The following is a 21,852-nucleotide window of genomic DNA, read 5'->3' on the forward strand; positions in this document are numbered from 1 at the left end:
CAATCACTCCGACCAATGTACGGTCATGCCGCTCAATACGGCGGCGATCGGCGCTTCTTCGGGAGGCAGGGACATTGCCCTATCCAGCGCGGTCCGCTTTGCATCGCCATAAATGATCAGGTGCTTGGACAGCGCCCCGTCCAGCACCGGAGCCGTCAGTGTAATACGCGGTTCCGGCTGCACGTCTGTCCGTGCAACGGCAAGCATCGGCGCGCGACTGTCCAGCGCCCTGTCCAATCCATCCATTCCGGGAAACAACGAAGCCGTATGCATGTCCTCACCCATGCCCAAGACCAGAACCGAAAGCGGTAAAACGGGCGCAATAAGCGTTTCGATCTCGGCCAATGCCTCTTCCGGACCTCGTCCCGGTACGAAAAGCGGCACATATTCGGCGACCGAAGCGCGACTGGTCAGCAGCCGTTCACGGATCAGGCGTTCGTTCGAACGTTCGTGATCGGCCGGTACACAGCGTTCGTCAGTAGGAAGTACACGCACGCGGTCCCATTCCAGATCAGCCGCGCACAGCCCATCGAAAATCGGTCCCGGGGTCGTGCCGCCCGGAACGGCAAAGGACACCAGATCATGGTGCAGCAAGGCGGCCTCGAGCTCTCCGGCCAAATCGTTTGCCACGTCGATGGCCAGCATATCGCGGTCAGCATATTCCCGTATCTTCATGGCTTGATCCCTTGCCAGTGGCGACCGTCGCGTTTCATCAGCAGCTCGGCGTCGCCGGGGCCGGTGCTGCCGCTGTCATAAGGTTTGGGCACATCGCCCCGTGCCTGCCATCCCGCAATGACCGGATCGGTCCAGGCCCAGGCGGCCTCGACCTCGTCCCCCCGCATGAACAACGTCTGGTTGCCCCGGATCACGTCCATCACCAGTCGTTCATAGGCATCCGGCGGGTCCTGATTTTCCGGACCCAGGGCCTCGGCAAAACTCATGTCCAGCGGGACGTCGACCAAGCGCATACCGCCCTGCCCCGGCTCCTTGATCGTCACCTTCAGCGTGATACCCTCGTTCGGTTGCAGGCGTATCGACAGCGCATTGGCGTGCCGTCCGGCCTCTTCCCCGAAGATCGAATGCGGCGCGTCCTTGAACAGTACATTAATGACCGACGAGCGCGCCACCAAACGTTTGCCCGTGCGCAGATAAAACGGAGTGCCCGCCCATCTCCAGTTGCTGATATGGGCACGCAACGCGACGTAACTTTCCGTGGTCGAGCGTGGATTTCCCACAATCTCACGGTAACCCGGCCCTTCTGGCCCTGCCGAATACTGACCGCGCACGATGTGATGCGGCTCAACCGGGTCCAGCGCACGGATCACTTTCAGCTTTTCGTCGCGCACGGCGTTTGGATCGAACTTGGCCGGCGGCTCCATTGCGATCAGGCACAAAAGCTGCATCAGGTGGTTTTGCACCATGTCCCGCATGGCACCTGCACGCTCGTAATACTCTTCCCGCCCTTCGACACCCACTGTTTCTGCAACGGTGATTTGGATATGATCGACGTATTGACTGTTCCACAGCGGTTCGAACAACATGTTCCCGAACCGCACCGCCATCAGGTTCTGAACTGTTTCCTTACCCAGATAGTGATCGATGCGATAAATCTGCCCTTCGGCAAAATGCGCCGCCAGAGTGGCATTCAATACCCTCGCGCTGTCGAGGTCGTGCCCAAAAGGTTTCTCCACCACCACACGCGTTTGGGCATTGGCCAAACCATTTGCATTGATCCGCTCGGCAAGAGGCCCGAACAACCGCGGACCAACCGAAAAGTAGAACGCCCTGATGCGATCCCGCGCGAGCTTCTCCGCCAAAGCGGACCAGCCATCGTCCGAAAGCGCGTCCAGGGGAACGTAATCCACGCACTGCAAGAACCCGTTCAACGCATTCGCGTCCTGAGCCCGCTTGGGCACATGCAGACGCAACGATTCGGAGACCATTTCGCGAAACGCTTCGACGTCCAGTGCACCACGGGCTGCTCCGATGATCTGGGCATCTGCGGACCATTGACCTGCACAATAGCGACGAAACAGCGCCGGCAGGATCTTGCGTTGTGCCAGATCGCCGGTTCCGCCGAAAATGACCAGATCAAAGGGATCAACAGGTATGACGCGAGAAACCATGATTTTTCCTTACCTTGCCGTTCCGGCCATGTCCAATGTTAGCGCCACCATTTTTCTCTTTTTCGCTCAATCAAAACTCTGTCAGGTCCGCCTTTTTCACCTTTCCCCCCGATCCGGAGCGAACTAGATCGAGTGTAAAGACGCAAAGAACCGGAAGCGGGAATGAAACACAACGCCACTCAGATCGCTAATATCGGCAAGTTTCAGGACAAATTGGTGACAGCAGACGGCCAACCCCGCGCATCGGTCCCGTTAAGAAATCCCGAGACCTTGTGGTTCAACACCGGCACGCTGTGCAATATTGAATGCGAAAACTGCTATATCGCCAGTAGCCCGACCAATGATGCGCTGGTTTATATTACTGCCGACGAAGTCCGGGACTACCTGAACCAGATCGAAGCCCGGAACTGGCCAATTCGCGAGATCGGGTTCACTGGTGGTGAGCCCTTCATGAACCCGGAAATGATCGACATGACCCGGGTTTCTCTTGAGCGTGGCTTCGACGTTCTGATCCTGACCAATGCCATGCTGCCAATGATGCGCCGCAAAATGCGAGAAGGGTTGTTGGATTTACAACGCGATTATCCAGACAAGCTAATACTGCGGGTTTCCGTGGATCACTTTAGGCCCGAGTTGCACGACAAAGAGCGCGGCGTCGGCAGTTTCAAAAAGACCCTGACCGGAATGAAATGGCTGCGGGACAATGGATTCAGGATGGCTGTGGCCGGTCGCTCTGTCTGGGGCGACAGAGATGCCGAGAGCCGGGCCGGCTATGCCGCGTTTTTTGCCGAACACGGCTTTGACATCGATGCACATAACCCGAGTCAGACAGTCCTGTTTCCCGAGATGGATGAAACGGTTGATGTTCCCGAAATTACAACCGGTTGCTGGAGTATTCTGAACAAATCCCCCGACTCGGTCATGTGCGCAAGCTCACGGATGGTCGTGAAACGCAGAGGCGCGTCCAACCCGGCGGTTCTGGCTTGCACTCTGCTGCCGTATTCGCCGGAATTCGAAATGGGTAAGACACTGGCCGAAGCTGAGGCGGATGTGCACCTGAATCACCCGCACTGCGCCAAGTTCTGCGTTTTGGGCGGGGCAAGTTGCTCTGCCTGAGTCGTCAGTTGATCCGAAACTCTCCGACCATGTTTTGCCACTCACCGGGCGCGATCATCTTGCGGTGCGTGAATCGCACGGAATGCAACGGACCTTCGATCTCTCGTTGCCAGAAGTCGATGAAATCGAACAGCTTTGGATGATCCGGCGCCAGATCGTATTCTTGCCAGATGAACGTGTTCAACACGTGTATGTAATCGGGCATGTGATAGAAAAACTCCGCCGTCGTCAGCCCGTACCCCTTGAGCATTAATTCTGTTTCGCTTTGCGCCATGCAGACCTCCAGATTGTTGCAAGGTCTCTTCAGGATAGCATGAAAACCACCTAACCCTTACTTAACAATATGTTACTCTGGTGTTACCAAGGATTTTTGCACGCGGAATCGTTGCTTGCTTGCACCTTATGTGCCGGGTCTGATAAGGTGCATCCACAAGATATAGACCCAGAACAATACACGGGCAGTTTACGTGAGCGATACGCCAGAAATTACTGAAAACATGGACGAAACCCCGCCCGAGCGCCCAGTCTACGACGGCCCGACGGTCTCTATCGAATCCGAGATGCGCACGTCCTATCTGGACTATGCCATGTCGGTCATCGTCAGCCGCGCGATCCCCGATTTGCGCGATGGGTTGAAGCCAGTGCACCGCCGCATTCTTTACGCCATGCACGAGACAGGAAATACGCACGACAAGGCCTATCGCAAATCGGCGCGTCCGGTTGGCGACGTGATGGGTAAATATCACCCGCACGGCGACAGCGCGATCTATGACGCGCTGGTGAGGATGGCGCAGGATTTCTCGATGTCGCTGCCGCTGCTGGACGGTCAGGGCAACTTTGGCTCGATGGACGGTGATAACCCGGCGGCCATGCGTTACACCGAAGTGCGTATGGACAAGCCCGCCGCGTCCCTTCTGGCCGATATCGAAAAAGAAACGGTCGATTTTCAGGACAACTATGACGGCAAGGACAAGGAACCGACCGTCCTGCCAGCCCGTTTCCCGAACATGCTGGTCAATGGTGCCGGCGGCATCGCCGTGGGTATGGCGACGAACATCCCGCCGCATAACCTTGGCGAGGTGATCGACGCGACGCTGGCTCTGATCGATGATCCGGACCTGACATCCGAGCAACTGATCGAATATGTCCCGGGCCCCGACTTCCCGACCGGCGGTGTGATGCTTGGCCGCTCTGGCGCGCGCAAGGCCTATTTGGAAGGACGTGGAAGTGTCATCATCCGCGCCAAGACCCGCACCGAGGAGATCCGCAAGGACCGCTATGCCATCATCGTGGACGAGATTCCCTATCAGGTGAACAAGGCCGCAATGATCGAAAAGATCGCCGAGGCCGTGCGCGAAAAGCGCATCGAAGGCGTCGCCCATGTCCAGGACGAATCCGACCGTAATGGCGTGCGCGTCGTGGTGGAACTGAAACGTGACGCGACGCCCGAGGTGGTTTTAAACCAACTCTATCGGTTCTCACCGATGCAGACCTCGTTCGGCTGCAACATGCTGGCCTTGAACGGCGGCCGCCCCGAACAACTGACCTTGCGCCGATTCCTGACCTCGTTCATCGATTTCCGCGAGGATGTTGTTGCACGTCGTACCGCATACGATCTGCGCAAGGCGCGTGAGCGCAGCCACATCCTGTGTGGTCTGGCCGTGGCAGTCTCGAACGTGGACGAAGTGGTCGCCACTATCCGCTCCTCGGCTGATGCCGCTGAAGCGCGTGAAAAGCTGATGACCCGCCGCTGGCCCGCCGCCGAGATCGAGGGCTACTTGCGCCTGATTGACGATCCGCTGTCCAAGATGAACGACGACGGCACTTACAACCTGACCGAGGTTCAGGCCCGAGCGATCCTCGACCTGCGCCTTCAGCGCCTGACCCAACTGGGCGTCAAAGAGGTCACTGACGAGCTGGAAGAACTGGCAGCCAAGATTAAGGAATACCTGGATATTCTGTCCTCGCGCGAGCGCATCATGGGCATCATCGCAGATGAGCTGCGCAGCGTCCGTGAACAATTCGCCGTCGATCGTCGTACCGAGATCGTCGACTGGTCGGGCGACATGGAAGACGAGGACCTGATCGAGCGCGAAGACATGGTCGTGACCGTCACCTCGGGCGGTTACATCAAGCGGACCCCGCTTGCCGATTTCCGTGCCCAGAAACGTGGCGGCAAGGGCCTTTCGGGAATGCAGACCAAGGAAGAGGATGTTGTCACCAACCTCTTCGTGGCCAACACGCATACACAACTGCTGTTCTTCACCACCGAAGGCATGGTCTACAAGCTCAAGACCTGGCGCCTTCCACAGTCCAGCCGCACCGGCAAGGGCAAGGCGATCGTCAACATCCTGCCGATCCCGACCGGCGTTTCCATCGCGGCGATCATGCCTGTGGATGTGCCGGACGACGAATGGGAAAACCTGCAGATCGTTTTCGCCACAAGCGCCGGCGATGTGCGCCGCAACCGTTTGTCGGACTTCACCAACGTCCGCCGTAACGGTAAAATCGCGATGAAACTGCCAGAAGGCGTGGAACTGGTGAACGCGCGCATTTGTTCAGAAGACGAAGACGTGATGCTGGTCACCAATTCCGGCCGCGCGATCCGCTTCCGGACAACAGATGTTCGCGTCTTCAACTCTCGCGAATCCACCGGTGTTCGGGGAATTAGGCTGTCCAACGGCGACCGCGTTGTGTCAATGTCGGTGATCCGCCACTTCGAGGCCGACCCGGACGAGCGTGCAGCTTACCTCAAGATGCGGCGCGCTGTCGCCGGTGTTACTGATGATGCAGAGACGGATGAAGAAGAAGGCAATGCCGACAGCCTGTTGCCACAGGACCGTTACGCCGAAATGTCGGCCGCTGAAAACCTGATCCTGACCATCACGGCCGGCGGTGCTGGCAAGCTCAGTTCCAGCCACGACTATCCAGTGCGGGGGCGCGGCGGTATGGGTGTTGCCGCCATGGACAAGGCGATGCGCGGCGGTGAACTGGTGGCTTCGTTCCCGGTGGAAATCGACGACCAGATCATGTTGGCAACGTCCAAGGGCCAATCGATCCGTGTCCCCGTTGACGGCATCTCCTTCCGCTCACGTTCGGCTGGCGGCGTGAAAGTCTTCAACACCGGCAAGGGCGAAGAAGTCGTCAGTGTCGCCTGGATCGCCGATCAGGGGGACGAGGAAACCGAGGAATAACCTCACGCATTACGTCACATCTGAAACAAAACGCTCGCTCTGCGGGCGTTTTTTCGTTTTGAATCACGATCTCGGTAGCGCCGCAGACGATCCGCTTGCCCGCAGCCCGATGGCTGCCTAGGTTTTGTATATGCAATCTTTTGCACATATCAGACCGGCCTACAGCCGTGCCGAACGCATCAGCGACGGCGTTGTTCACGTTTTGGGCGTGTCTTCGGCTCTGATCGCGGCTCCGATACTAGTTGCGTTGACCTTCTATTACCGCTCGGACCCGGCCGCTGTGCTGGGTGCATCCGTTTACGGTATTACACTTGTTGTCATGCTGACCTTTTCGGCGCTTTACAACATGATCGAGAGCGACGAGTGGTCGGAGCTCCTCCGCCGCCTCGATCATTCCGGGATATATGTCAAAATCGCGGGCACATACACGCCATTTGTTCTATTGTCCGGCGTTCCGGCGACAGGTCTTCTTATCGGGCTGTGGTCCTCTGCAACTTTGGGTGCCGTCATGAAGATGGTGCATCCAAACCGGTTCCGGTGGTTCGGTCTTGCGCTTTATGTCCTGATGGGCTGGGCCGCGGTCTGGGCTGGCCATGGGATGCTGGCTGAACTTCCGCAAACCGTTCTGGTTTTGATGTTGGCGGGCGGGATCGTCTATACCGCTGGTATCGCGTTTTATCTTCTGGACTGGCTACCCTATCACAACACGATCTGGCATGTGTTCGTGTTGACCGGAAGCGTCTTGTTTTTTGCCGCAGTCGCCGTCCGCATTGAGCACACACCGATTGTGATACTTTGATCCCGAATTCAGCTGCGCGGACGACGCCCAAGCAGGGGTTCGGCTCTCTGCCGGATTCATAGCTACAGCGGGTTCTCGCGACCTCACAGGTTGTACAAACCGCCGAACTTGTCTTCCAGGTAGGTCAGCAACGGCTCCGGCCCCGGCTCCATTCCGCTCGCGCGCTGAATGATCTCGCGTGGTGCATAGAGGCCGCCATATTGCTGAACGCTGTCGCGCAACCAACCCGTTGCGCCCGAGGTGTCGCCCTTAGCCAGTTGATTGTCCAGTTCCGGAACAGCGTTGCGCAACGCCTGATAGAGGCACCCGGCATAGACATTGCCCAAAGAATAAGTCGGGAAGTAACCGAACAGGCCAACAGACCAGTGCACATCCTGCAGACACCCGTTTGATGGCTTGTCCACGGCATAACCAAAATCAGCGGCAAAGCGATCATTCCACGCCGTCTGCAGGTCACTTACCTGAAGGTCACCGCTCATCAGCGCGCGCTCCAGATCAAAGCGCAGCATGATGTGAAGGTTGTATTGAACCTCGTCCGCCTCGGTGCGGATATACCCGTTGTGGACGCGATTGACGGCGCGGTAGAAGGCATCGGCATCCGCAATTCCGAAGTCGCCAAAAACCTCGGTCATCTGCCCAAAAAGCCAGCCAGTGAACGCGTGGGACCGGCCCAACTGGTTTTCATAGATCCTGCTCTGGCTTTCGTGCACACCCATCGACACGCCCCGGCCCAAGGGTGTCAGGGCATAACTGGGGTCGATCCCCTGTTCGTATGCGGCGTGACCAACCTCGTGAATCGTTGAGTAGAAACAGTTGAACGGGTCGGTTTCGCTGGTCCGCGTGGTGATCCGCACGTCCGAGCCGCTGCCGGAACTGAACGGATGCACGGCCTTGTCCACGCGGCCCCGGTTCAGATCGTAGCCGAACGCGATGGCCAGTTTTTGCGACAGACGCATCTGAGCCAGTTCGTCGAACTTCCCTTTCAATGCAGCGGGTTCCGGTTTGTCCAGAACCGCCGCGCGCAGGGCAACCAGACGCGGACGCATCTGATCGAAGATCGCCGCAATCTGGGCGCCGGTCGTGTTGGGTTCGTAATCCTCGACCAGGGAATCATAGACGTCACCGCCCTGTGCCAGCGCCTCACCTTCCTGACGTTTGAGCGAGACAACCTCTTCCAGCACAGGCAGAAAGGCCGAAACATCTTCGTCCGCACGGGCTTGGGCCCATGTGCCTTGCGCAGCGGACGTCACGCGCGCAATAGCCGTTGCCAGATCCGCGGGCACTTTGACCGCGCGGTCATAGGCACGGCGGATTTCGCGCATCTGCGCCTTGCCGACCTCATCCTGAGGGGCGGCCTGCTCCAGCCAATCTGCCACGCGCGGGTCAGATCGACGGGCATGCAAGACAGCCTCGATCGCGGCCATTTCCTCGGCGCGTTGTGGCGCTGCCCCACGCGGCATCACCGTTTCCTGATCCCAGCCCAGACGTCCGGCAATCTGTCCGAGGGCCGAGGTTTCTCGCTGATAGGCCATCAGATCGTTGAAAGCTGTCATTTATGTCATGCTCCGCGCAAAGAAGTTGCAATGGGGTACGCCGTCAGGAACCGTGCGCGCAGTATCAGGGTCCAGACGACGACGGCCATAAACTGATGGAAAATCGCGATCTGCCAGGGCGCGCCGTAGACGACAGTCAGAATGCCGACGACCACCTGCAGGGACAGAGCCGCAAACATGGCATTGAAGGCAAAGCGCGTTTGTGGGTGCGCGCTGGCGCCACCGCGCCTCCAGACCACGACACCGAAGGCAAACAGCAGATAGCCAGCGCAGCGATGGATGAACTGGACGAGCCCCGGGCTTTCGAAGAAGTTGCGCCACATCGGTTCCAGAATCGTGGCATCCGGCGGCAACAGTTGCCCTCCAATCAGCGGCCAGTCGGTATAGGACCTGCCAGCGTCGATCCCGGCAACAAGCGCACCAATGAGTATTTGTAAAAAGGCGAAATGCATTAGGCCGGTCGACAGTGAAAACAGTTTCGCCTCTTTCGCACGGCGGGCCTGCATCAGGTCGCGCTCCTCGCGCCGAAGCATGAAAATATACCAGGCCAGAAACCCAAGGATCACGAAAGCCAGCCCCAGATGCACGGCCAGCCGATAACTGGCCACGGCGGTCATCCCTTCGCCCTGTGTCACGCCCGAGGCAACCATCCACCAGCCCACGGCCCCCTGAATTCCGCCTAGCGCTCCGGGGATAAATAGCCGGCCGGTCCAGCCAGCCGGAATCTTACGCGCGATCAGGAAGCCCAGGAAACCAGCGGCCCAGACCAACCCGATCACCCGGCCCAGCTGACGGTGTCCCCATTCCCACCAATAGATCGTTTTGAAATCGTCCAGTTGCATCCACTGGTTCTGGATGCGCCACTGGTCGATTTGCTTGTATTTGTCGAACTCCGCCTGCCAGTCGGACTCGGTCATCGGCGGGATGGCTCCGGTGAGCGGACGCCACTCGGTGATCGAGAGGCCGCTGTCGGTCAGGCGTGTCAGACCTCCGACCGCGATCATCACAACGACCAGAGCAAACAGGACCATCAGCCAGACCCGAATGGCCTGACGCGCGCCTCCGCGCCCCTTGTCGATCATTCCGGGCTGAACCGCCTGTTGCTTTTCTGTGTCCGAGACGTCTTCGAAGATGCTGCGCTTGCCGCTCATGCCGTCCTCATGTCCTGATTTTCGTCGCAAGCTAGGGCTTGGAGGTTGATAGGTCCAGCCTCAGCCCTTTTCCTTCCAGCGGACCATCTGACGCATGATGCCGTGCAGCATCTGCACATCCGACCGCGTCATTCGCATCCGTGACCACAAGTTGCGAAGGTTTACCTTCATGCCTTCTGCCTTTTCAGGTGGATAGAAGAACCCGGCCTCGTCCAACCGATCCTCATAATGCTCGACCAGCTTTTCAACCTCGATGCCAGTGGCCCAGTCGCCCCTGCCCAAATCGGTAGCCTCATGCACGACGTCGCCGGTCTGGCGCATCCATTCATAAGCCGTCAGCAATACGCACTGGCCGAGGTTCAGCGAGGCGTATTCCGGATTCACCGGGACAGAGATAATGGCGTTGGCCCTGGCGATATCTTCATTCTCAAGCCCGGCGCGTTCGGGGCCAAACAGTACCGCCACCTTTTCACCAGCCGCGACTTTCTGGACCGCGATCTGCATTGCGCGTTCTGGGCTGTAGACTGGTTTGGTCAGGCCACGCTGCCGGGCGGTTGTGGCGAAGACAAAGGTTTTATCAGCCAGCGCGCCAGCCAGGTTATCGAACAGTTGCGCCTCGTCCAGCAGCCTACCGGCCCCGCTCGACATTGCCACCGCCTTTGGATTCGGCCAGCCATCCCGAGGTGTCACGATCCGCATCCGGTCCAGACCGAAATTCCACATCGCCCGCGCAGCGGCACCAATGTTTTCGCCCATCTGCGGGCGGACGAGCACGAATGAAGGTTGGGATGTATCGCTGGGCATCACTTACTCCGGAAAGGTCCGCCTGCTCTAATCCGCGCAATCGCGCAGAGCAAGCCGCCCGTGCCCCTTCTGCTCCCAATTACCGGCGCGACAGGCATAAAAGTTTGCTTCCCCGTCGCAATCCGCTAAACCGCGCCAAAGACTGAAAGCGAAGGACGCGCCAATGGACACACCCGAGCAGCCGCAGGTTTACCTGATTACCCCGCCGACAATCTCGTTGAGCACCTTCCCTGACCAGATAGCCCGTGTGCTGGACGGCGCCGAAATCGCCTGCATTCGTCTGGCGCTTGCCGGAAATGACGAAGATGCAATCGCGCGCGCAGCCGATGCCTGCCGCGACGTGGCCCACGCACGCGATGTGGCATTGGTGATCTCCAACCATGTGTTGCTGGCGCAACGGCTGGGGCTGGACGGAGTGCATCTGGACGATGCTGCACGCTCGGTTAGGGCTGCACGCAAGGAACTGGGTACCGACGCTATCGTGGGCAGCTTTTGCGGCGCGTCCAGCCATGATGGCATGACCGCTGGCGAGGCCGGAGCGGATTATGTGGCCTTTGGTCCCGCTGGCAATGCGGCCCTGGGTGACGGCACCCGCGCGGAAAAGGATCTGTTCCAGTGGTGGTCCGAGATGATCGAGGTTCCGGTAGTGGCCGAAGGAGCGCTGACCCCGGACCTGATCCGCGAACTCACGCCCTGCACAGACTTCTTCGGCATCGGGGATGAGATCTGGTCCAAAGACGATCCTTTGTCCGAATTGAACGCTCTGATCGCGGCAATGGGTTGAACCTGGCTGTTTGCGGTACCATTCCGACTTGCAGGGAAACGGGTACTGCGGCATGACATCAGCATGACTCAGAACAGCGAAATCCTGTGTATCGGCTCGGTCCTGTGGGACGTGATCGGGCGGTCTGCCAGCGCGATGCGGCAGGGCTCGGACGTACCGGGGCGGATTACCCGCCTACCCGGCGGCGTGGCCATGAATATTGCCATGACCCTTGTGCGTTTCGGCATGACGCCAACCCTTCTGACGGCCATTGGCCGCGACCCCGAAGGCGATGAGCTGATCCATGCCTGTTCACGGCTTGGTATGGTGACGGATCATGTCTACCGTTCACAAGACTTGCCGACCGACCGCTATATGGCCGTCGAGGGCGCAAATGGTCTGATTGCGGCCATCGCCGACGCCCATTCGCTGGAAGCGGCGGGCGCCAAGATACTGCGCCCCTTGATGCATGGTCCTTTGGGGTATGAGAACACACCTTTCGAAGGCCCGATCGCGCTAGACGGCAACCTGACGTTGACCCTGTTGGAAGAAATCGCCCAAAGCCCGGCCTTCGCCCGCGCCGACCTGAGGGTTGCACCTGCCTCTCCCGGCAAGGCCGAGCGCCTGCTGCCCTTCCTCAAGCACGCCCGTGCAACCCTTTATGTAAACCTCGAAGAAGCCGGCTTGTTGTGCCAGCGAGAATTCACCGATTCCGAAAGCGCCGCCAAAAGTCTGCTGGATCGGGGTGCTTTGCGGGTCCTGGTCACGGACGGCGGTAACTCGGCAACCGTCGGTTCGGCTTCCGGCGTTCTGACCCAAACCCCACCGTCCGTTCTTGTCACCCGGGTGACGGGCGCGGGCGACACTTTCATGGCGGCCCATATCGCTTCAGAATCGAGCGGTGCGGATAACGAAGCGGCCCTGAGCCGCGCCCTGCATGCCGCTGCCACCTATGTCTCCGGAGAAACCCCACTGTGATCGACATCCAATACTCTGACGAGGTCCGCACTGCCAAGGATGCTGGCCAACCTATCGTCGCGCTGGAAAGCACCATCATCACCCACGGCATGCCCTACCCTCAGAACATCGAGGTCGCGGCACAGGTGGAACAAGACATCCGAGATGCGGGTGCCACCCCGGCAACCATCGCCGTGATTGAAGGCCAGTTGCATGTCGGGCTGGAACCGGAACAGTTGAAAGCGTTGGGCTCAGCGCAGGGCGTGGCCAAAATCTCGCGCGCGGACATGGCAGCCTGCATCGCCACAGGCGGCACCGGGGCCACCACCGTTGCCGCCACCATGATCGCTGCGCATTACGCAGAGATCGACGTGTTTGCGACCGGCGGGATCGGAGGCGTACACCAGGGCGCCGAGACGTCATTCGACATCTCGGCCGATCTTCACGAGCTGGCGCAAACGCCGGTAACAGTTGTCGCTGCGGGTGCCAAAGCCATACTGGACCTCGCCAAAACCCTGGAGGTTCTGGAAACACTCGGTGTTCCCGTCATCGCACATGGTCAGGACGAGTTCCCTGCATTCTGGTCCGCCAAATCCCCCTTTGTGGCACCGCTTCGGATGGACAGCGCAGACATGATTGCGAAAGCTCACGCCACCCGCCGCGCGCTCGGCTTACCCGGCGGACAATTGGTCGCCAACCCGATCCCGATCACCGACCAGATCCCGGCCGAGGAACTGGCCCCGATCATCGCTTCAGCTCAGGCTGATGCCGAGACGCATCGGATCACCGGCAAAGGCGTCACACCCTACCTGTTGCAGCGTATCTTTGAGCAGACCGAAGGGCGCTCACTGGTCGCAAATATTGCACTGGTTCGGAACAACGCGCGGCTCGCAGCCGGAATCGCGCGTGCTCTGACCGACGGCACCGCATAACACTGCCCTATTGTACCAATGCGCCGGACTGCTTAACTAATTCCGCAAATCACTCAGGACTGCAATGAATACACCCTTTGACGAAGAACCGCATCGCCGCCCGGGCTTGTTCGCCGGGCTCCGCGCGTCATTCCTGACGGGGATCGTCGTCATCGCACCGGTGTGGCTGACCGTCTGGCTGATCTGGTCGGTGGTCGGCTGGATCGACAGCGCAGTTCTTCCGCTGGTGCCGCAGCGGTTTCAGCCTCAGGAATATGTGGGGATCAACCTGCGTGGTGTAGGTGTGGTGATCTTCCTGATCTTCACAGTGATGGTCGGGTGGGTCGCTAAGGGCATTCTGGGTAGATCGCTGATCCATTTCGCGGAAAGCCTTGTGGACCGTATGCCGGTGGTTCGGTCCGTCTATTCCGGCATCAAGCAAATTTCGGAAACCGTTTTCGCCCAGACGGAACGTTCTTTCGAAAAAGCCTGTCTGATCCAGTATCCGCGCCGGGGCATCTGGGCCATCGGGTTTGTGTCGACCACCGCCAAGGGTGAGGTCAGTGAGCGCGCAGAAACCAGCGGCGGGTTGATGAGCGTCTTTGTCCCCACCACGCCGAACCCTACGTCCGGCTTCCTTCTGTTCTTTCCGGAAGAGGATGTCATCCTGCTGGATATGTCCATCGAAGACGCGGCAAAACTGGTGATTTCAGCCGGGCTTGTGTACCCAAACGAAAAAGATCCGACACTACCGCCCGAGTAATCAGCCGAACATCGATGGCAGATCGACGGTGCTGCGCTCACCCAAATCGTCCTTGTGGTCGCGCAGGAACTGATGCGCCGCTGCCTGCCCGGCCTGTTTCAGCCTGTGCAGAATGATCGGATTGGGAACGGTCTTGGTCGCCGCAGACAGATCGTTCATCAATTCGTCATCGGCAATCATGTGAACTAGAACGCGATTCATTTCTCCGGCCTTCAGTTTTCCTTCTGCCAGCAGCCGCTGCACGAAATTGATCGCACGCAACTCGCGGAACAGCGACGAATTAAAGCTGATCTCATTGATCCGGTTCTGAATCTGCTGCGGTGTTTTCGGCACTTCGTCCCGTTCCAGCGGGTTGATATTCACGATCACCACATCGTCCGGCAATTCCCCGTTGAACAGCGGATAGAGCGCCGGGTTGCCTGTATAACCGCCGTCCCAATAAGCTTCGGTTCGCCCGGAATTGGGATCGAATATCTCGACCGCCTGAAACAGGTTCGGCAAACAGGCCGAGGCCAGAATGGCATCCGTTGAAATCTCGTGACCCGTGAAAACTCTGATCTTGCCGCTACGGACACAGGTGGCGCACACGAACAGGTTGGGCCCGTCATCGGCACAGATCTCATCAAAGTTGAACCGGTCCACGACCGACTCCAGCGGGTTCTTGTAGAAGGGTCCGTACGCATAAGGCGACACCAGCCGCGACCAGGCATCGGCCACCGAAAACGGAGCTGCATATTCCAGCGCCTGCGCTATATGCGCCGGTTCGACTCCGCGCATCCAGTGGGCGATCCGCATATCCCCGACCGCCCCCATGCGTTTCCAAAGACCGTCCAGATAATCCCGCGCGCCCTGACGCCCCGCATGCACCATCCCTGACTTGAATGCGGCGCCATTCAGCGCCCCGGCCGAGGTTCCGGTAATCGCCGCAACCTCGATATCTTCTTCATCCAGAAACCGGTCAAGCACGCCCCAAGTGAACGCACCGTGGGCACCACCGCCCTGCAAAGCCAGGTTGATGCGTTTCAAACTGCGTTCCTCCCTTTGATCAGCGCTGATGGCAAGTGCCACGGTACGTTATAGAGCCGTCCAGCCGCCATCCACCGAGATTGCCGTCCCCGTGATCTGCGACGCGGCCTCCGAACACAGGAAAACAGTCGTTCCGCCCAACTGTTCAACCGTTGCGAATTCCTTGGAGGGCTGCCGCTCGAGCATGATGTTCTTGATCACGTCATCGCGGCTCATGTTGTATTCTTTCATCGTGTCGGGGATTTGGGATTCGACCAGCGGTGTCAGCACATATCCCGGACAGATTGCGTTGCAGGTGATCGGTTCCTGTGCGGTCTCCAGAGCGACGGTCTTGGTCATTCCAACGACGCCATGCTTGGCCGCAACATAAGCCGCCTTGTATGGCGAAGCGGTCAGACCATGGGCCGAAGCGATATTGACGACCCTGCCCCACCCCGCCTTGCGCATCATCGGAAGCGCGGCGGCGGTCGTGTGAAAGACCGAGTTCATATTGATCGCGATGATCGCGTCCCACTTTTCGACTGGAAACTGATCGATCGCCGACACGTGCTGAATGCCCGCGTTGTTCACCAGAATATCACAGGCGCCAGCCTGTTCGATCAGGGCACGACACTCCTCCCCCCTGGACATGTCGGCCTTGATATAGCGCGTTTTGGTTCCGGTTTCCTGGGCGATCTCAGCAGCCAGATCATGATCTTCGTCACGATCCGTGAACGAGTTCAGAACGACATCCGCCCCGGCCCTGGCAAGTTCGCGCGCGACGCCAAGCCCGATCCCCGAATTCGATCCTGTAACGATGGCTGTTTTTCCAGACAGGCTCATGGCCGCTCTCCCTCTCGTGTTCAATTCGCGGACACAGTGCCATGCTGCACCTGCAAAGAAAACGGGGAATGATCCGGGGGCCTTTCCCAGACAAATTCTGCACAAAAAAACGCCCGCACGAAGCGGGCGTTAAGTTATTGAGGCAGGTTTCATACAGGCAAGAAACCTATCGAGCAGTGCATCCTTTATAAGCAATTCCACGCCATCGTCCAAGCTAAAAGTTTGATAATAAGAAAAATCATGGCTACGATGAATCCCAAACAAAATAAGGCCAGAGCAGGATTGTTTCCAAAATGAGTGCCAATTATCTCCACCCCGTTCTCCCAGTGATCGCGGGAATCACCGCCGTTTTTTCTGCTTCGCTGGCTTTGGCAGATTCGGCCCACGGCATAGCTATGTATGGCGACCCTGCCCTACCACCGGATTTTGTGTCTTTGCCCTATGCAAATCCGGATGCGCCGAAGGGCGGCAAGGTCGTTTTCGGAAACACCGGCGGCTATAACAGTTTGAACCCGTTTGTGCAAAAAGGCACGTCACCCTGGCAGTTGCGGTTTTGGACCCATGAAAGCCTGATGGGCCGGTCCTGGGACGAACCTTTCACACTTTACGGGTTGTTAGCCGAATCAGTTGAGACCGCTCCGGACCGATCCTGGGTCGAGTTTACTCTTCGTGAAAACGCCCGATTTTCGGACGACAGCCCGGTGACGGTCGAGGATGTGATCTGGTCGTATGAGACATTGGGCACCGAAGGCCACCTGCGGTATCGCGGGCTTTGGGGCAAGATCGACAGCATCGAACAGACGGGTCCGCGCAGCGTGCGCATCACCTTCAACGAGCCCGACCGCGAACTGGCCCTGATCGCCGGCCTGCGCCCGATCCTGCAAAAAGCCCAGTGGGAGGGTAAGGACTTTGCCAACGCACCTTTGCACGACGTCCCCGTTGGCTCCGGTCCTTACGTGATCGATGACTATGAAGCTGGCCGATATGTGAACCTGCGCCGCAATCCTGACTATTGGGGCACCGGCATTCCTTTCCGCAAGGGCACGATGAATTTGGATGAGATGCGGATCGAATTCTATGGTGACGGCACAGTTCTGTTTGAGGCCTTCAAGGCTGGCGAGTTGTCTGCGGTGCGCGAATTCAACGCGGACAAATGGGAGACTCAGTTTGGCTTCCCCGCCGTCCAGCGCGGTGATGTAATCAAGACGGAAATCCCGCACGGAAAACCGTCGGGCATGACCGGTTTCGTGATGAACACGCGGAAGGCCCCGTTCGATGACTGGCGTGTCCGCGAAGCGCTGACGCTGGCATTTAATTTCGAGTTCATCAATGACACGATCACAGGCGGCGCGCAGCCACGGATCACCTCGTATTTCTCAGGCTCGGATCTGGCGATGCAACCTGGCGCGGCAACCGGCAAGGTCAAAGAGCTTCTTCTGCCCTATGCCGACAGCCTGATACCCGGCACGATCGAGGGCTACACCTTACCTCAAGGCGATGGATCGGCCCGCAACCGCGCCAACATTCGCAAAGCAAGCAAATTGCTGACCGAGGCCGGCTGGACCATTCAGGACGGTGTGCTGCGCAATGCAAACGGCGACCCGTTTACCATCACGGTATTGCTGCAACAGGGCGACAGCGACAACCAGACCGCAATCGACATCTACACTGCCGCCCTGCAGCGGCTGGGCATCCAGGTCACGACCGAACAGGTAGACAGCGCGCAGTTTACCGAGCGGACATCGGCCCTGGATTTTGACATGACCATCTTCCGCCGCGCCTTGTCACTGTCGCCGGGAAACGAACAACGTCTGTACTGGGGCAGCGAAAACGCCAATACACCGGGAACCCGCAACCTGATGGGCGTGGCATCTCCGGCTGTGGATGGCTTGATTTCCACAATGCTGGCTTCGGAAACCCACGAGGATTTCGTGGCCGCGACTCGTGCGCTGGACCGAGTGTTGACCGCTGGACGATATGTCATCCCGATCTGGAGCTTTGATGTCGGGCGCATTGCCCATGCCAAGGAACTGAAATTCCCCGAAACCCTGCCGATCTATGGGGATGGGCCGGAATACATGCCACAGGTCTGGTGGTATCAGGACTGATCCGAGTAAGTCTTGTCTGCATCTGAGTGCATTGAGTTTGCGGATTACACTGAACCGTGGAAACTGCCACTCAAATAGCGTTGCCGTGTTCCCGTCATCGAAAGTTCCGGCTGCCGATTCTTCGGACGTCCGAAATTTGCATCGATCCAATCCGTAATGGTGTGGCGTTCAAGATCATCGAAGTACAAACCGATAAGCAAACACCTTCGGCGGAATTCGGCACATATGGGATACGGCACCAGATTTTGTGGGATTTCCGCATGCATTTCGCACAGGTAGGTGCCTCCCACAATCTTTGCCGATCCAGTCGAAACTTTCGCTAGGGGGTTTACGGATATATCCACAGGCATATACGTTGCGCGAAGTCCGATTATCATTGTGAGGCAGATTATTGCTGTATTTATCGGGCACATAGTTTTGAATCCGGGCTTCAAGCCTTGGAATAAACGGACCGGCCGCCACTCACTTAACTGCAGGTCCGTCTGCCCGTTGCGGTATCTCCGCAGCGGGTTTTTATTTGTGACACTTACGTGACGTCAGGGTGCGACATTTTGTCATGTAAGCGGAGCACACAACTCATACGTACCCTGTTTAGGGGAGAGCAGTCCTGAAACCGGAACTAAAGGAAGGCTCGCAGATGTTAAACTGGGCTGATCTGACGCAAGATTGGGGTGCGGCCTACGCGCGCGCAAAACGGAGGTTTCCGAACCTGCGCGATAAAGATATGGCGCGCGTTCGGAAGGACCGAAAACAGTTCGAAGCCTATCTTGCCGAACGCCACCATCTGACCGTGAACGAAGCGCACGAAGAGCTTGAAGATTTTCTGTTTACCGAGTCGCTGAACCGTGAAGCCAATCGGCTTTAAGTCAGCGAAGTTACCCAAAGGATCGTTGCGTCCTCATCGCTTACGGATATGACATTGTGGCCCATACTGCCGTCGTAATATGCGCTGTCCCCGCGGCGCATCTCCACGGGTTCATAGAACTCGGTGTATAGGCGCACGATTCCAGTCAGCACATACAGAAACTCTTCGCCGTCATGGCGCACCCATCCATCAAATTCGTCCATTGACCGGGCCCGGACCCGGGCACGATAAGGCAGCATCTGCTTCTTCGTCAGCGTATCTGCCAGCAGTTCATGTTCATATGTTGCCGTTGCATGGGCCGTGCCGGCACCCATTTTCGTCACCGCCATGCGCCCGATCACCTGGTCGCGCTGCGGTGGCGTGAAAAGCTGCGGCACCGAGATCTCCAATCCGATCGCCAGCTTCTTAAGTGCATCGTAAGTGGGTGACATCTGCCCATTTTCGATCTTGCTGAGGGTCGACCGCGCCAATCCGGCCTGACTTGCCGCCTGTTCCAGCGTCCAGTTGCGCGCCTTGCGCAGTTCACGCACCCGGGCGCCGAGATCCAGAGGTTCGACATGAGTATCGGCACCATTATCGCGGGCAATGCGGATCAGGGATTTCGGGTCGCTTGATGTCATGGCCAACTCTATAGGGCCAGTGCTGCGCGCTTGCAACGCGCCAGCGGTCGCGATAGCCAATCGCCATGCTTTCGGTTTTTGATCAGGGCCCACCGCCCGCCTGCCCTGCGCCATTCAACATGGCGGCACATGTTCTGCGTCACGCGTCGGATTTTCCGGACAAGACCGCCCTATCGATCCTCAAAGCACAAGGCGCCGAGAATTGGAGCTATGCCGCGCTGCAAGCGGCAATTCTTGGTACGGGATCAGGGTTGTTGCAGACCGGTCTGCATCCCGGAGACATCGTGTTGATGCGGCTGGGAAATACAGTCGAATTTCCAATCGCCTATTTAGGCGCCATTTCTGTCGGGATTATTCCGGTGCCGACCTCGGCGCAACTGACCGAACCGGAAACCGCCCGAATGATCTCGGACCTGTTCCCAGCGGCGGTATTGCATGACCCGGCCATCGCCTGCGCATCCCACCCGCACAAAATTGGGCTGGATCGACTGACCGCGATGCGTGACTTGCCGCCTGCCGAATTTGCAATGGGGGACCCGAACCGGCTGGCTTATGTGGTCTATACTTCCGGCACCTCGGGAAAGCCGCGAGCCGTAGCCCACGCCCACCGGGCGATTTGGGCGCGGCAGATGATGGTGGACGGTTGGTACGGCTTGCGCGAAACCGACCGCCTGTGTCACGCGGGTGCGTTCAACTGGACCTACACGCTGGGAACCGGACTCATGGATCCATGGACCATCGGTGCGACCGCGCTCATCCCCGAGCCGGGCACAGATCTGGCCGAACTTCCCGCATTGCTGCACGCCCATAAGGCCACGATTTTCGCCGCGGCTCCGGGCGTGTTCCGCAAGATTTTACAGCAACAGCACCTGCCCGCCCTTCCCGATTTGCGGCACGGGCTTTGTGCAGGTGAAAAGCTGTCCCGTCCTTTGCACGAACGTTGGACGCAAACCACAGGAACCGAGCTTTACGAAGCCTACGGCATGTCCGAGTGTTCAACATTCATCTCGTCCTGCCCTGAACATCCCGCACGAGGCGACTCGTTAGGGCAGCCCCAACCCGGCCGCCGCGTGGCAATCCTCGGGCCCGACGGCCCTGTGCCGCAAGGACAGGAAGGTACAATTGCGATCCACCGCGACGATCCTGGCTTGATGCTGACCTATCTCAATGCCCCGGACGAGGCTGAGGCTCGGATGCAGGGCGATTGGTTCCTGACCGGTGACCAGGGGGCCATGGCCGTCGACGGGCAGATTTCCTATCTCGGTCGCGACGACGACATGATGAACGCGGGGGGCTATCGGGTGTCACCGGTCGAGGTCGAAGCCGTACTCTCGCATCACCCGGGCATAGTGCAAGCCGGGGCCGCGGCGATCGAGATCAAACCGGACACATTTGTGATAGCGGCCTTTTACACCGGCCCCGAAGAACTGGACGAGGCCGCCCTGCACGCCTATGTGTCCGACAAGCTGGCGCGTTACAAGCAACCGCGCGTCTATGTTTACCTGCCCGCATTGCCCACTGGTGGCAACGGCAAACTCCTGCGCCGCGCCCTGCCGGCCTATTTCAAGGCGACGTCCTTATGACCCAGACCGTGAAACTCGACATCATGTCCGACCCTATCTGCCCATGGTGCTACATCGGCAAAACACATCTGGACAAGGCCTTGGCGGACGTTCCGAACCACCCCTTCGTGATCGAGTGGCATCCGTTTCAGCTGAACCCCGACATGCCCGAGGGCGGAATGGACCGCCGGGAATATCTGGAACAGAAATTCGGCGGCAAGGAAGGCGCTGTGCGCGCCTATGCCCCTGTGGTCGAACATGCAGAAAATGCGGGTTTGAAAATCGATTTCGAAGGGATGAAGCGCACGCCGAATACGCTGGATGCCCACCGACTGATCCACTGGGCCGGGATTGAAGGCAAGCAGAGCGACGTCGTCGATGCCCTGTTCAATGCCTATTTTGTCGAGGCCCGCGACATTGGCGATCACGAGGTCCTGGCAGACATCGCCGACAGTGTAGGAATGGATGCTGCCGTGGTGCTGAAACTGCTGAAATCGGATGCCGACCGCGAAGATATTCGCAACCGCGACAGCCATTCGCGCCAAATGGGTGTTAACTCGGTACCGACCTTTATTGTGGCCAACCAACACGCTGTACCTGGTGCGCAACCCCCTGAGCTTTGGGGAAAAGTGATCTCCGAGATCATGTCTCAAATTGAGGCTTCCCCTGCAGAATAGCACATAGCCCTGTGCGTTTTCTCACCTAGCCCAAC

Annotated in this window: 20 protein-coding genes; 11 read left to right on the forward strand and 9 right to left on the reverse strand. The window is 58.5% G+C overall.

Annotated features, from left to right (window positions below):
- Nucleotides 1-3: 3 nt before the first annotated feature.
- Nucleotides 4-675 (reverse strand): 6-phosphogluconolactonase, encoded by a 672-nt coding sequence (gene pgl / locus AC2TDJ_RS05550; RefSeq protein WP_480839994.1) that lies wholly within the window; start codon nt 673-675, stop codon nt 4-6.
- Nucleotides 672-2,126 (reverse strand): glucose-6-phosphate dehydrogenase, encoded by a 1,455-nt coding sequence (gene zwf, locus AC2TDJ_RS05555; RefSeq protein ID WP_480839995.1) that lies wholly within the window; start codon nt 2,124-2,126, stop codon nt 672-674. The genes pgl and zwf overlap by 4 nt, the downstream gene beginning before the upstream one ends.
- A 162-nt stretch (nt 2,127-2,288) precedes the next feature.
- Between zwf and AC2TDJ_RS05560 the strand changes: the two genes are divergently transcribed.
- Nucleotides 2,289-3,242, forward strand: coding sequence for a radical SAM protein (locus AC2TDJ_RS05560; RefSeq protein ID WP_480839997.1), 954 nt, complete (start codon nt 2,289-2,291; stop codon nt 3,240-3,242).
- A gap of 4 nt (nt 3,243-3,246) precedes the next feature.
- On the opposite strand, the gene AC2TDJ_RS05565 is transcribed toward AC2TDJ_RS05560, so the two are convergent.
- On the reverse strand, nt 3,247-3,516 hold the full coding sequence (locus AC2TDJ_RS05565) for an usg protein (protein WP_480839998.1): 270 nt from the start codon (nt 3,514-3,516) through the stop codon (nt 3,247-3,249).
- Nucleotides 3,517-3,709: 193 nt separating this feature from the next.
- Here AC2TDJ_RS05565 and gyrA point away from each other — a divergent pair, with 193 nt between their 5' ends.
- Entirely contained in the window at nt 3,710-6,436 is a 2,727-nt protein-coding gene (gene gyrA, locus AC2TDJ_RS05570; protein ID WP_480840000.1) for a DNA gyrase subunit A, read from the forward strand.
- Nucleotides 6,437-6,566: 130 nt separating this feature from the next.
- Nucleotides 6,567-7,235, forward strand: a complete 669-nt coding sequence (gene trhA / locus AC2TDJ_RS05575; RefSeq protein ID WP_480840002.1) for a PAQR family membrane homeostasis protein TrhA — start codon at nt 6,567-6,569, stop codon at nt 7,233-7,235.
- Nucleotides 7,236-7,318: 83 nt separating this feature from the next.
- On the opposite strand, the gene AC2TDJ_RS05580 is transcribed toward trhA, so the two are convergent.
- The 3 genes from AC2TDJ_RS05580 to AC2TDJ_RS05590 are packed head-to-tail and all read right to left on the reverse strand — an operon-like array spanning nt 7,319 to nt 10,743.
- Nucleotides 7,319-8,788, reverse strand: coding sequence for a carboxypeptidase M32 (locus AC2TDJ_RS05580; RefSeq protein WP_480840004.1), 1,470 nt, complete (start codon nt 8,786-8,788; stop codon nt 7,319-7,321).
- 5 nt (nt 8,789-8,793) lie between these two features.
- Nucleotides 8,794-9,939 (reverse strand): heme A synthase, encoded by a 1,146-nt coding sequence (ctaA, locus tag AC2TDJ_RS05585; RefSeq protein WP_480840005.1) that lies wholly within the window; start codon nt 9,937-9,939, stop codon nt 8,794-8,796.
- Between the two features lie 60 nt (nt 9,940-9,999).
- On the reverse strand, nt 10,000-10,743 hold the full coding sequence (locus AC2TDJ_RS05590) for an RNA methyltransferase (protein WP_480840007.1): 744 nt from the start codon (nt 10,741-10,743) through the stop codon (nt 10,000-10,002).
- 163 nt (nt 10,744-10,906) lie between these two features.
- Here AC2TDJ_RS05590 and AC2TDJ_RS05595 point away from each other — a divergent pair, with 163 nt between their 5' ends.
- The 4 genes from AC2TDJ_RS05595 (at nt 10,907) to AC2TDJ_RS05610 (ending at nt 14,137) form a co-directional block, all read left to right on the forward strand.
- Complete coding sequence (locus AC2TDJ_RS05595; protein WP_480840009.1) at nt 10,907-11,527, forward strand: thiamine phosphate synthase; 621 nt, start codon at nt 10,907-10,909, stop codon at nt 11,525-11,527.
- Between the two features lie 63 nt (nt 11,528-11,590).
- Nucleotides 11,591-12,484 (forward strand): PfkB family carbohydrate kinase, encoded by an 894-nt coding sequence (locus tag AC2TDJ_RS05600; protein ID WP_480840011.1) that lies wholly within the window; start codon nt 11,591-11,593, stop codon nt 12,482-12,484.
- Entirely contained in the window at nt 12,481-13,395 is a 915-nt protein-coding gene (locus AC2TDJ_RS05605; RefSeq protein ID WP_480840013.1) for a pseudouridine-5'-phosphate glycosidase, read from the forward strand. Before AC2TDJ_RS05600 ends, AC2TDJ_RS05605 begins: the two co-directional genes overlap by 4 nt.
- Before the next feature lie 64 nt (nt 13,396-13,459).
- The gene (locus AC2TDJ_RS05610) at nt 13,460-14,137 is read left to right on the forward strand and encodes a DUF502 domain-containing protein (protein ID WP_480840015.1); all 678 of its coding nucleotides are present in this window, start codon (nt 13,460-13,462) and stop codon (nt 14,135-14,137) included.
- Here the strand turns inward: AC2TDJ_RS05610 and AC2TDJ_RS05615 are convergent, their stop codons facing one another.
- Both AC2TDJ_RS05615 and AC2TDJ_RS05620 read right to left on the reverse strand, forming a co-directional pair.
- Entirely contained in the window at nt 14,138-15,163 is a 1,026-nt protein-coding gene (locus AC2TDJ_RS05615) for a patatin-like phospholipase family protein (RefSeq protein WP_480840017.1), read from the reverse strand.
- A gap of 48 nt (nt 15,164-15,211) precedes the next feature.
- A complete protein-coding gene (locus AC2TDJ_RS05620; protein WP_480840018.1) occupies nt 15,212-15,985 on the reverse strand; it encodes a 3-hydroxybutyrate dehydrogenase in 774 nt (257 codons plus the stop codon).
- A gap of 293 nt (nt 15,986-16,278) precedes the next feature.
- Here AC2TDJ_RS05620 and AC2TDJ_RS05625 point away from each other — a divergent pair, with 293 nt between their 5' ends.
- A complete protein-coding gene (locus tag AC2TDJ_RS05625) occupies nt 16,279-18,093 on the forward strand; it encodes an extracellular solute-binding protein (RefSeq protein WP_480840020.1) in 1,815 nt (604 codons plus the stop codon).
- A 637-nt stretch (nt 18,094-18,730) separates the two neighbouring features.
- Complete coding sequence (locus tag AC2TDJ_RS05630; RefSeq protein WP_480840022.1) at nt 18,731-18,958, forward strand: hypothetical protein; 228 nt, start codon at nt 18,731-18,733, stop codon at nt 18,956-18,958.
- On the opposite strand, the gene AC2TDJ_RS05635 is transcribed toward AC2TDJ_RS05630, so the two are convergent.
- Complete coding sequence (locus AC2TDJ_RS05635) at nt 18,955-19,578, reverse strand: helix-turn-helix domain-containing protein (protein WP_480840024.1); 624 nt, start codon at nt 19,576-19,578, stop codon at nt 18,955-18,957. The two genes, AC2TDJ_RS05630 and AC2TDJ_RS05635, sit on opposite strands and share 4 nt — an antisense overlap.
- A gap of 65 nt (nt 19,579-19,643) precedes the next feature.
- Between AC2TDJ_RS05635 and AC2TDJ_RS05640 the strand changes: the two genes are divergently transcribed.
- Complete coding sequence (locus AC2TDJ_RS05640; protein ID WP_480840026.1) at nt 19,644-21,161, forward strand: class I adenylate-forming enzyme family protein; 1,518 nt, start codon at nt 19,644-19,646, stop codon at nt 21,159-21,161.
- Complete coding sequence (locus AC2TDJ_RS05645; RefSeq protein WP_480840028.1) at nt 21,158-21,817, forward strand: DsbA family oxidoreductase; 660 nt, start codon at nt 21,158-21,160, stop codon at nt 21,815-21,817. The genes AC2TDJ_RS05640 and AC2TDJ_RS05645 overlap by 4 nt, the downstream gene beginning before the upstream one ends.
- Nucleotides 21,818-21,852: the final 35 nt, after the last annotated feature.

The sequence above is a fragment of the Ruegeria sp. HKCCD6647-2 genome, assembly GCF_057221075.1.

What these genes read in the sequence shown, in the direction of transcription:
- trhA (WP_480840002.1), top strand. Translation starts at nt 6,567, where the DNA reads ATGCAATCTTTTGCACATATCAGACCGGCCTACAGCCGTGCCGAACGC.
- AC2TDJ_RS05560 (WP_480839997.1), top strand. Translation starts at nt 2,289, where the DNA reads ATGAAACACAACGCCACTCAGATCGCTAATATCGGCAAGTTTCAGGAC.
- AC2TDJ_RS05625 (WP_480840020.1), top strand. Translation starts at nt 16,279, where the DNA reads ATGAGTGCCAATTATCTCCACCCCGTTCTCCCAGTGATCGCGGGAATC.
- AC2TDJ_RS05610 (WP_480840015.1), top strand. Translation starts at nt 13,460, where the DNA reads ATGAATACACCCTTTGACGAAGAACCGCATCGCCGCCCGGGCTTGTTC.
- AC2TDJ_RS05565 (WP_480839998.1), bottom strand. Translation starts at nt 3,516, where the DNA reads ATGGCGCAAAGCGAAACAGAATTAATGCTCAAGGGGTACGGGCTGACG.
- AC2TDJ_RS05620 (WP_480840018.1), bottom strand. Translation starts at nt 15,985, where the DNA reads ATGAGCCTGTCTGGAAAAACAGCCATCGTTACAGGATCGAATTCGGGG.
- AC2TDJ_RS05630 (WP_480840022.1), top strand. Translation starts at nt 18,731, where the DNA reads ATGTTAAACTGGGCTGATCTGACGCAAGATTGGGGTGCGGCCTACGCG.
- AC2TDJ_RS05595 (WP_480840009.1), top strand. Translation starts at nt 10,907, where the DNA reads ATGGACACACCCGAGCAGCCGCAGGTTTACCTGATTACCCCGCCGACA.
- zwf (WP_480839995.1), bottom strand. Translation starts at nt 2,126, where the DNA reads ATGGTTTCTCGCGTCATACCTGTTGATCCCTTTGATCTGGTCATTTTC.
- ctaA (WP_480840005.1), bottom strand. Translation starts at nt 9,939, where the DNA reads ATGAGCGGCAAGCGCAGCATCTTCGAAGACGTCTCGGACACAGAAAAG.
- AC2TDJ_RS05590 (WP_480840007.1), bottom strand. Translation starts at nt 10,743, where the DNA reads ATGCCCAGCGATACATCCCAACCTTCATTCGTGCTCGTCCGCCCGCAG.
- AC2TDJ_RS05600 (WP_480840011.1), top strand. Translation starts at nt 11,591, where the DNA reads ATGACTCAGAACAGCGAAATCCTGTGTATCGGCTCGGTCCTGTGGGAC.
- AC2TDJ_RS05580 (WP_480840004.1), bottom strand. Translation starts at nt 8,788, where the DNA reads ATGACAGCTTTCAACGATCTGATGGCCTATCAGCGAGAAACCTCGGCC.
- pgl (WP_480839994.1), bottom strand. Translation starts at nt 675, where the DNA reads ATGAAGATACGGGAATATGCTGACCGCGATATGCTGGCCATCGACGTG.
- AC2TDJ_RS05635 (WP_480840024.1), bottom strand. Translation starts at nt 19,578, where the DNA reads ATGACATCAAGCGACCCGAAATCCCTGATCCGCATTGCCCGCGATAAT.
- AC2TDJ_RS05645 (WP_480840028.1), top strand. Translation starts at nt 21,158, where the DNA reads ATGACCCAGACCGTGAAACTCGACATCATGTCCGACCCTATCTGCCCA.
- AC2TDJ_RS05640 (WP_480840026.1), top strand. Translation starts at nt 19,644, where the DNA reads ATGCTTTCGGTTTTTGATCAGGGCCCACCGCCCGCCTGCCCTGCGCCA.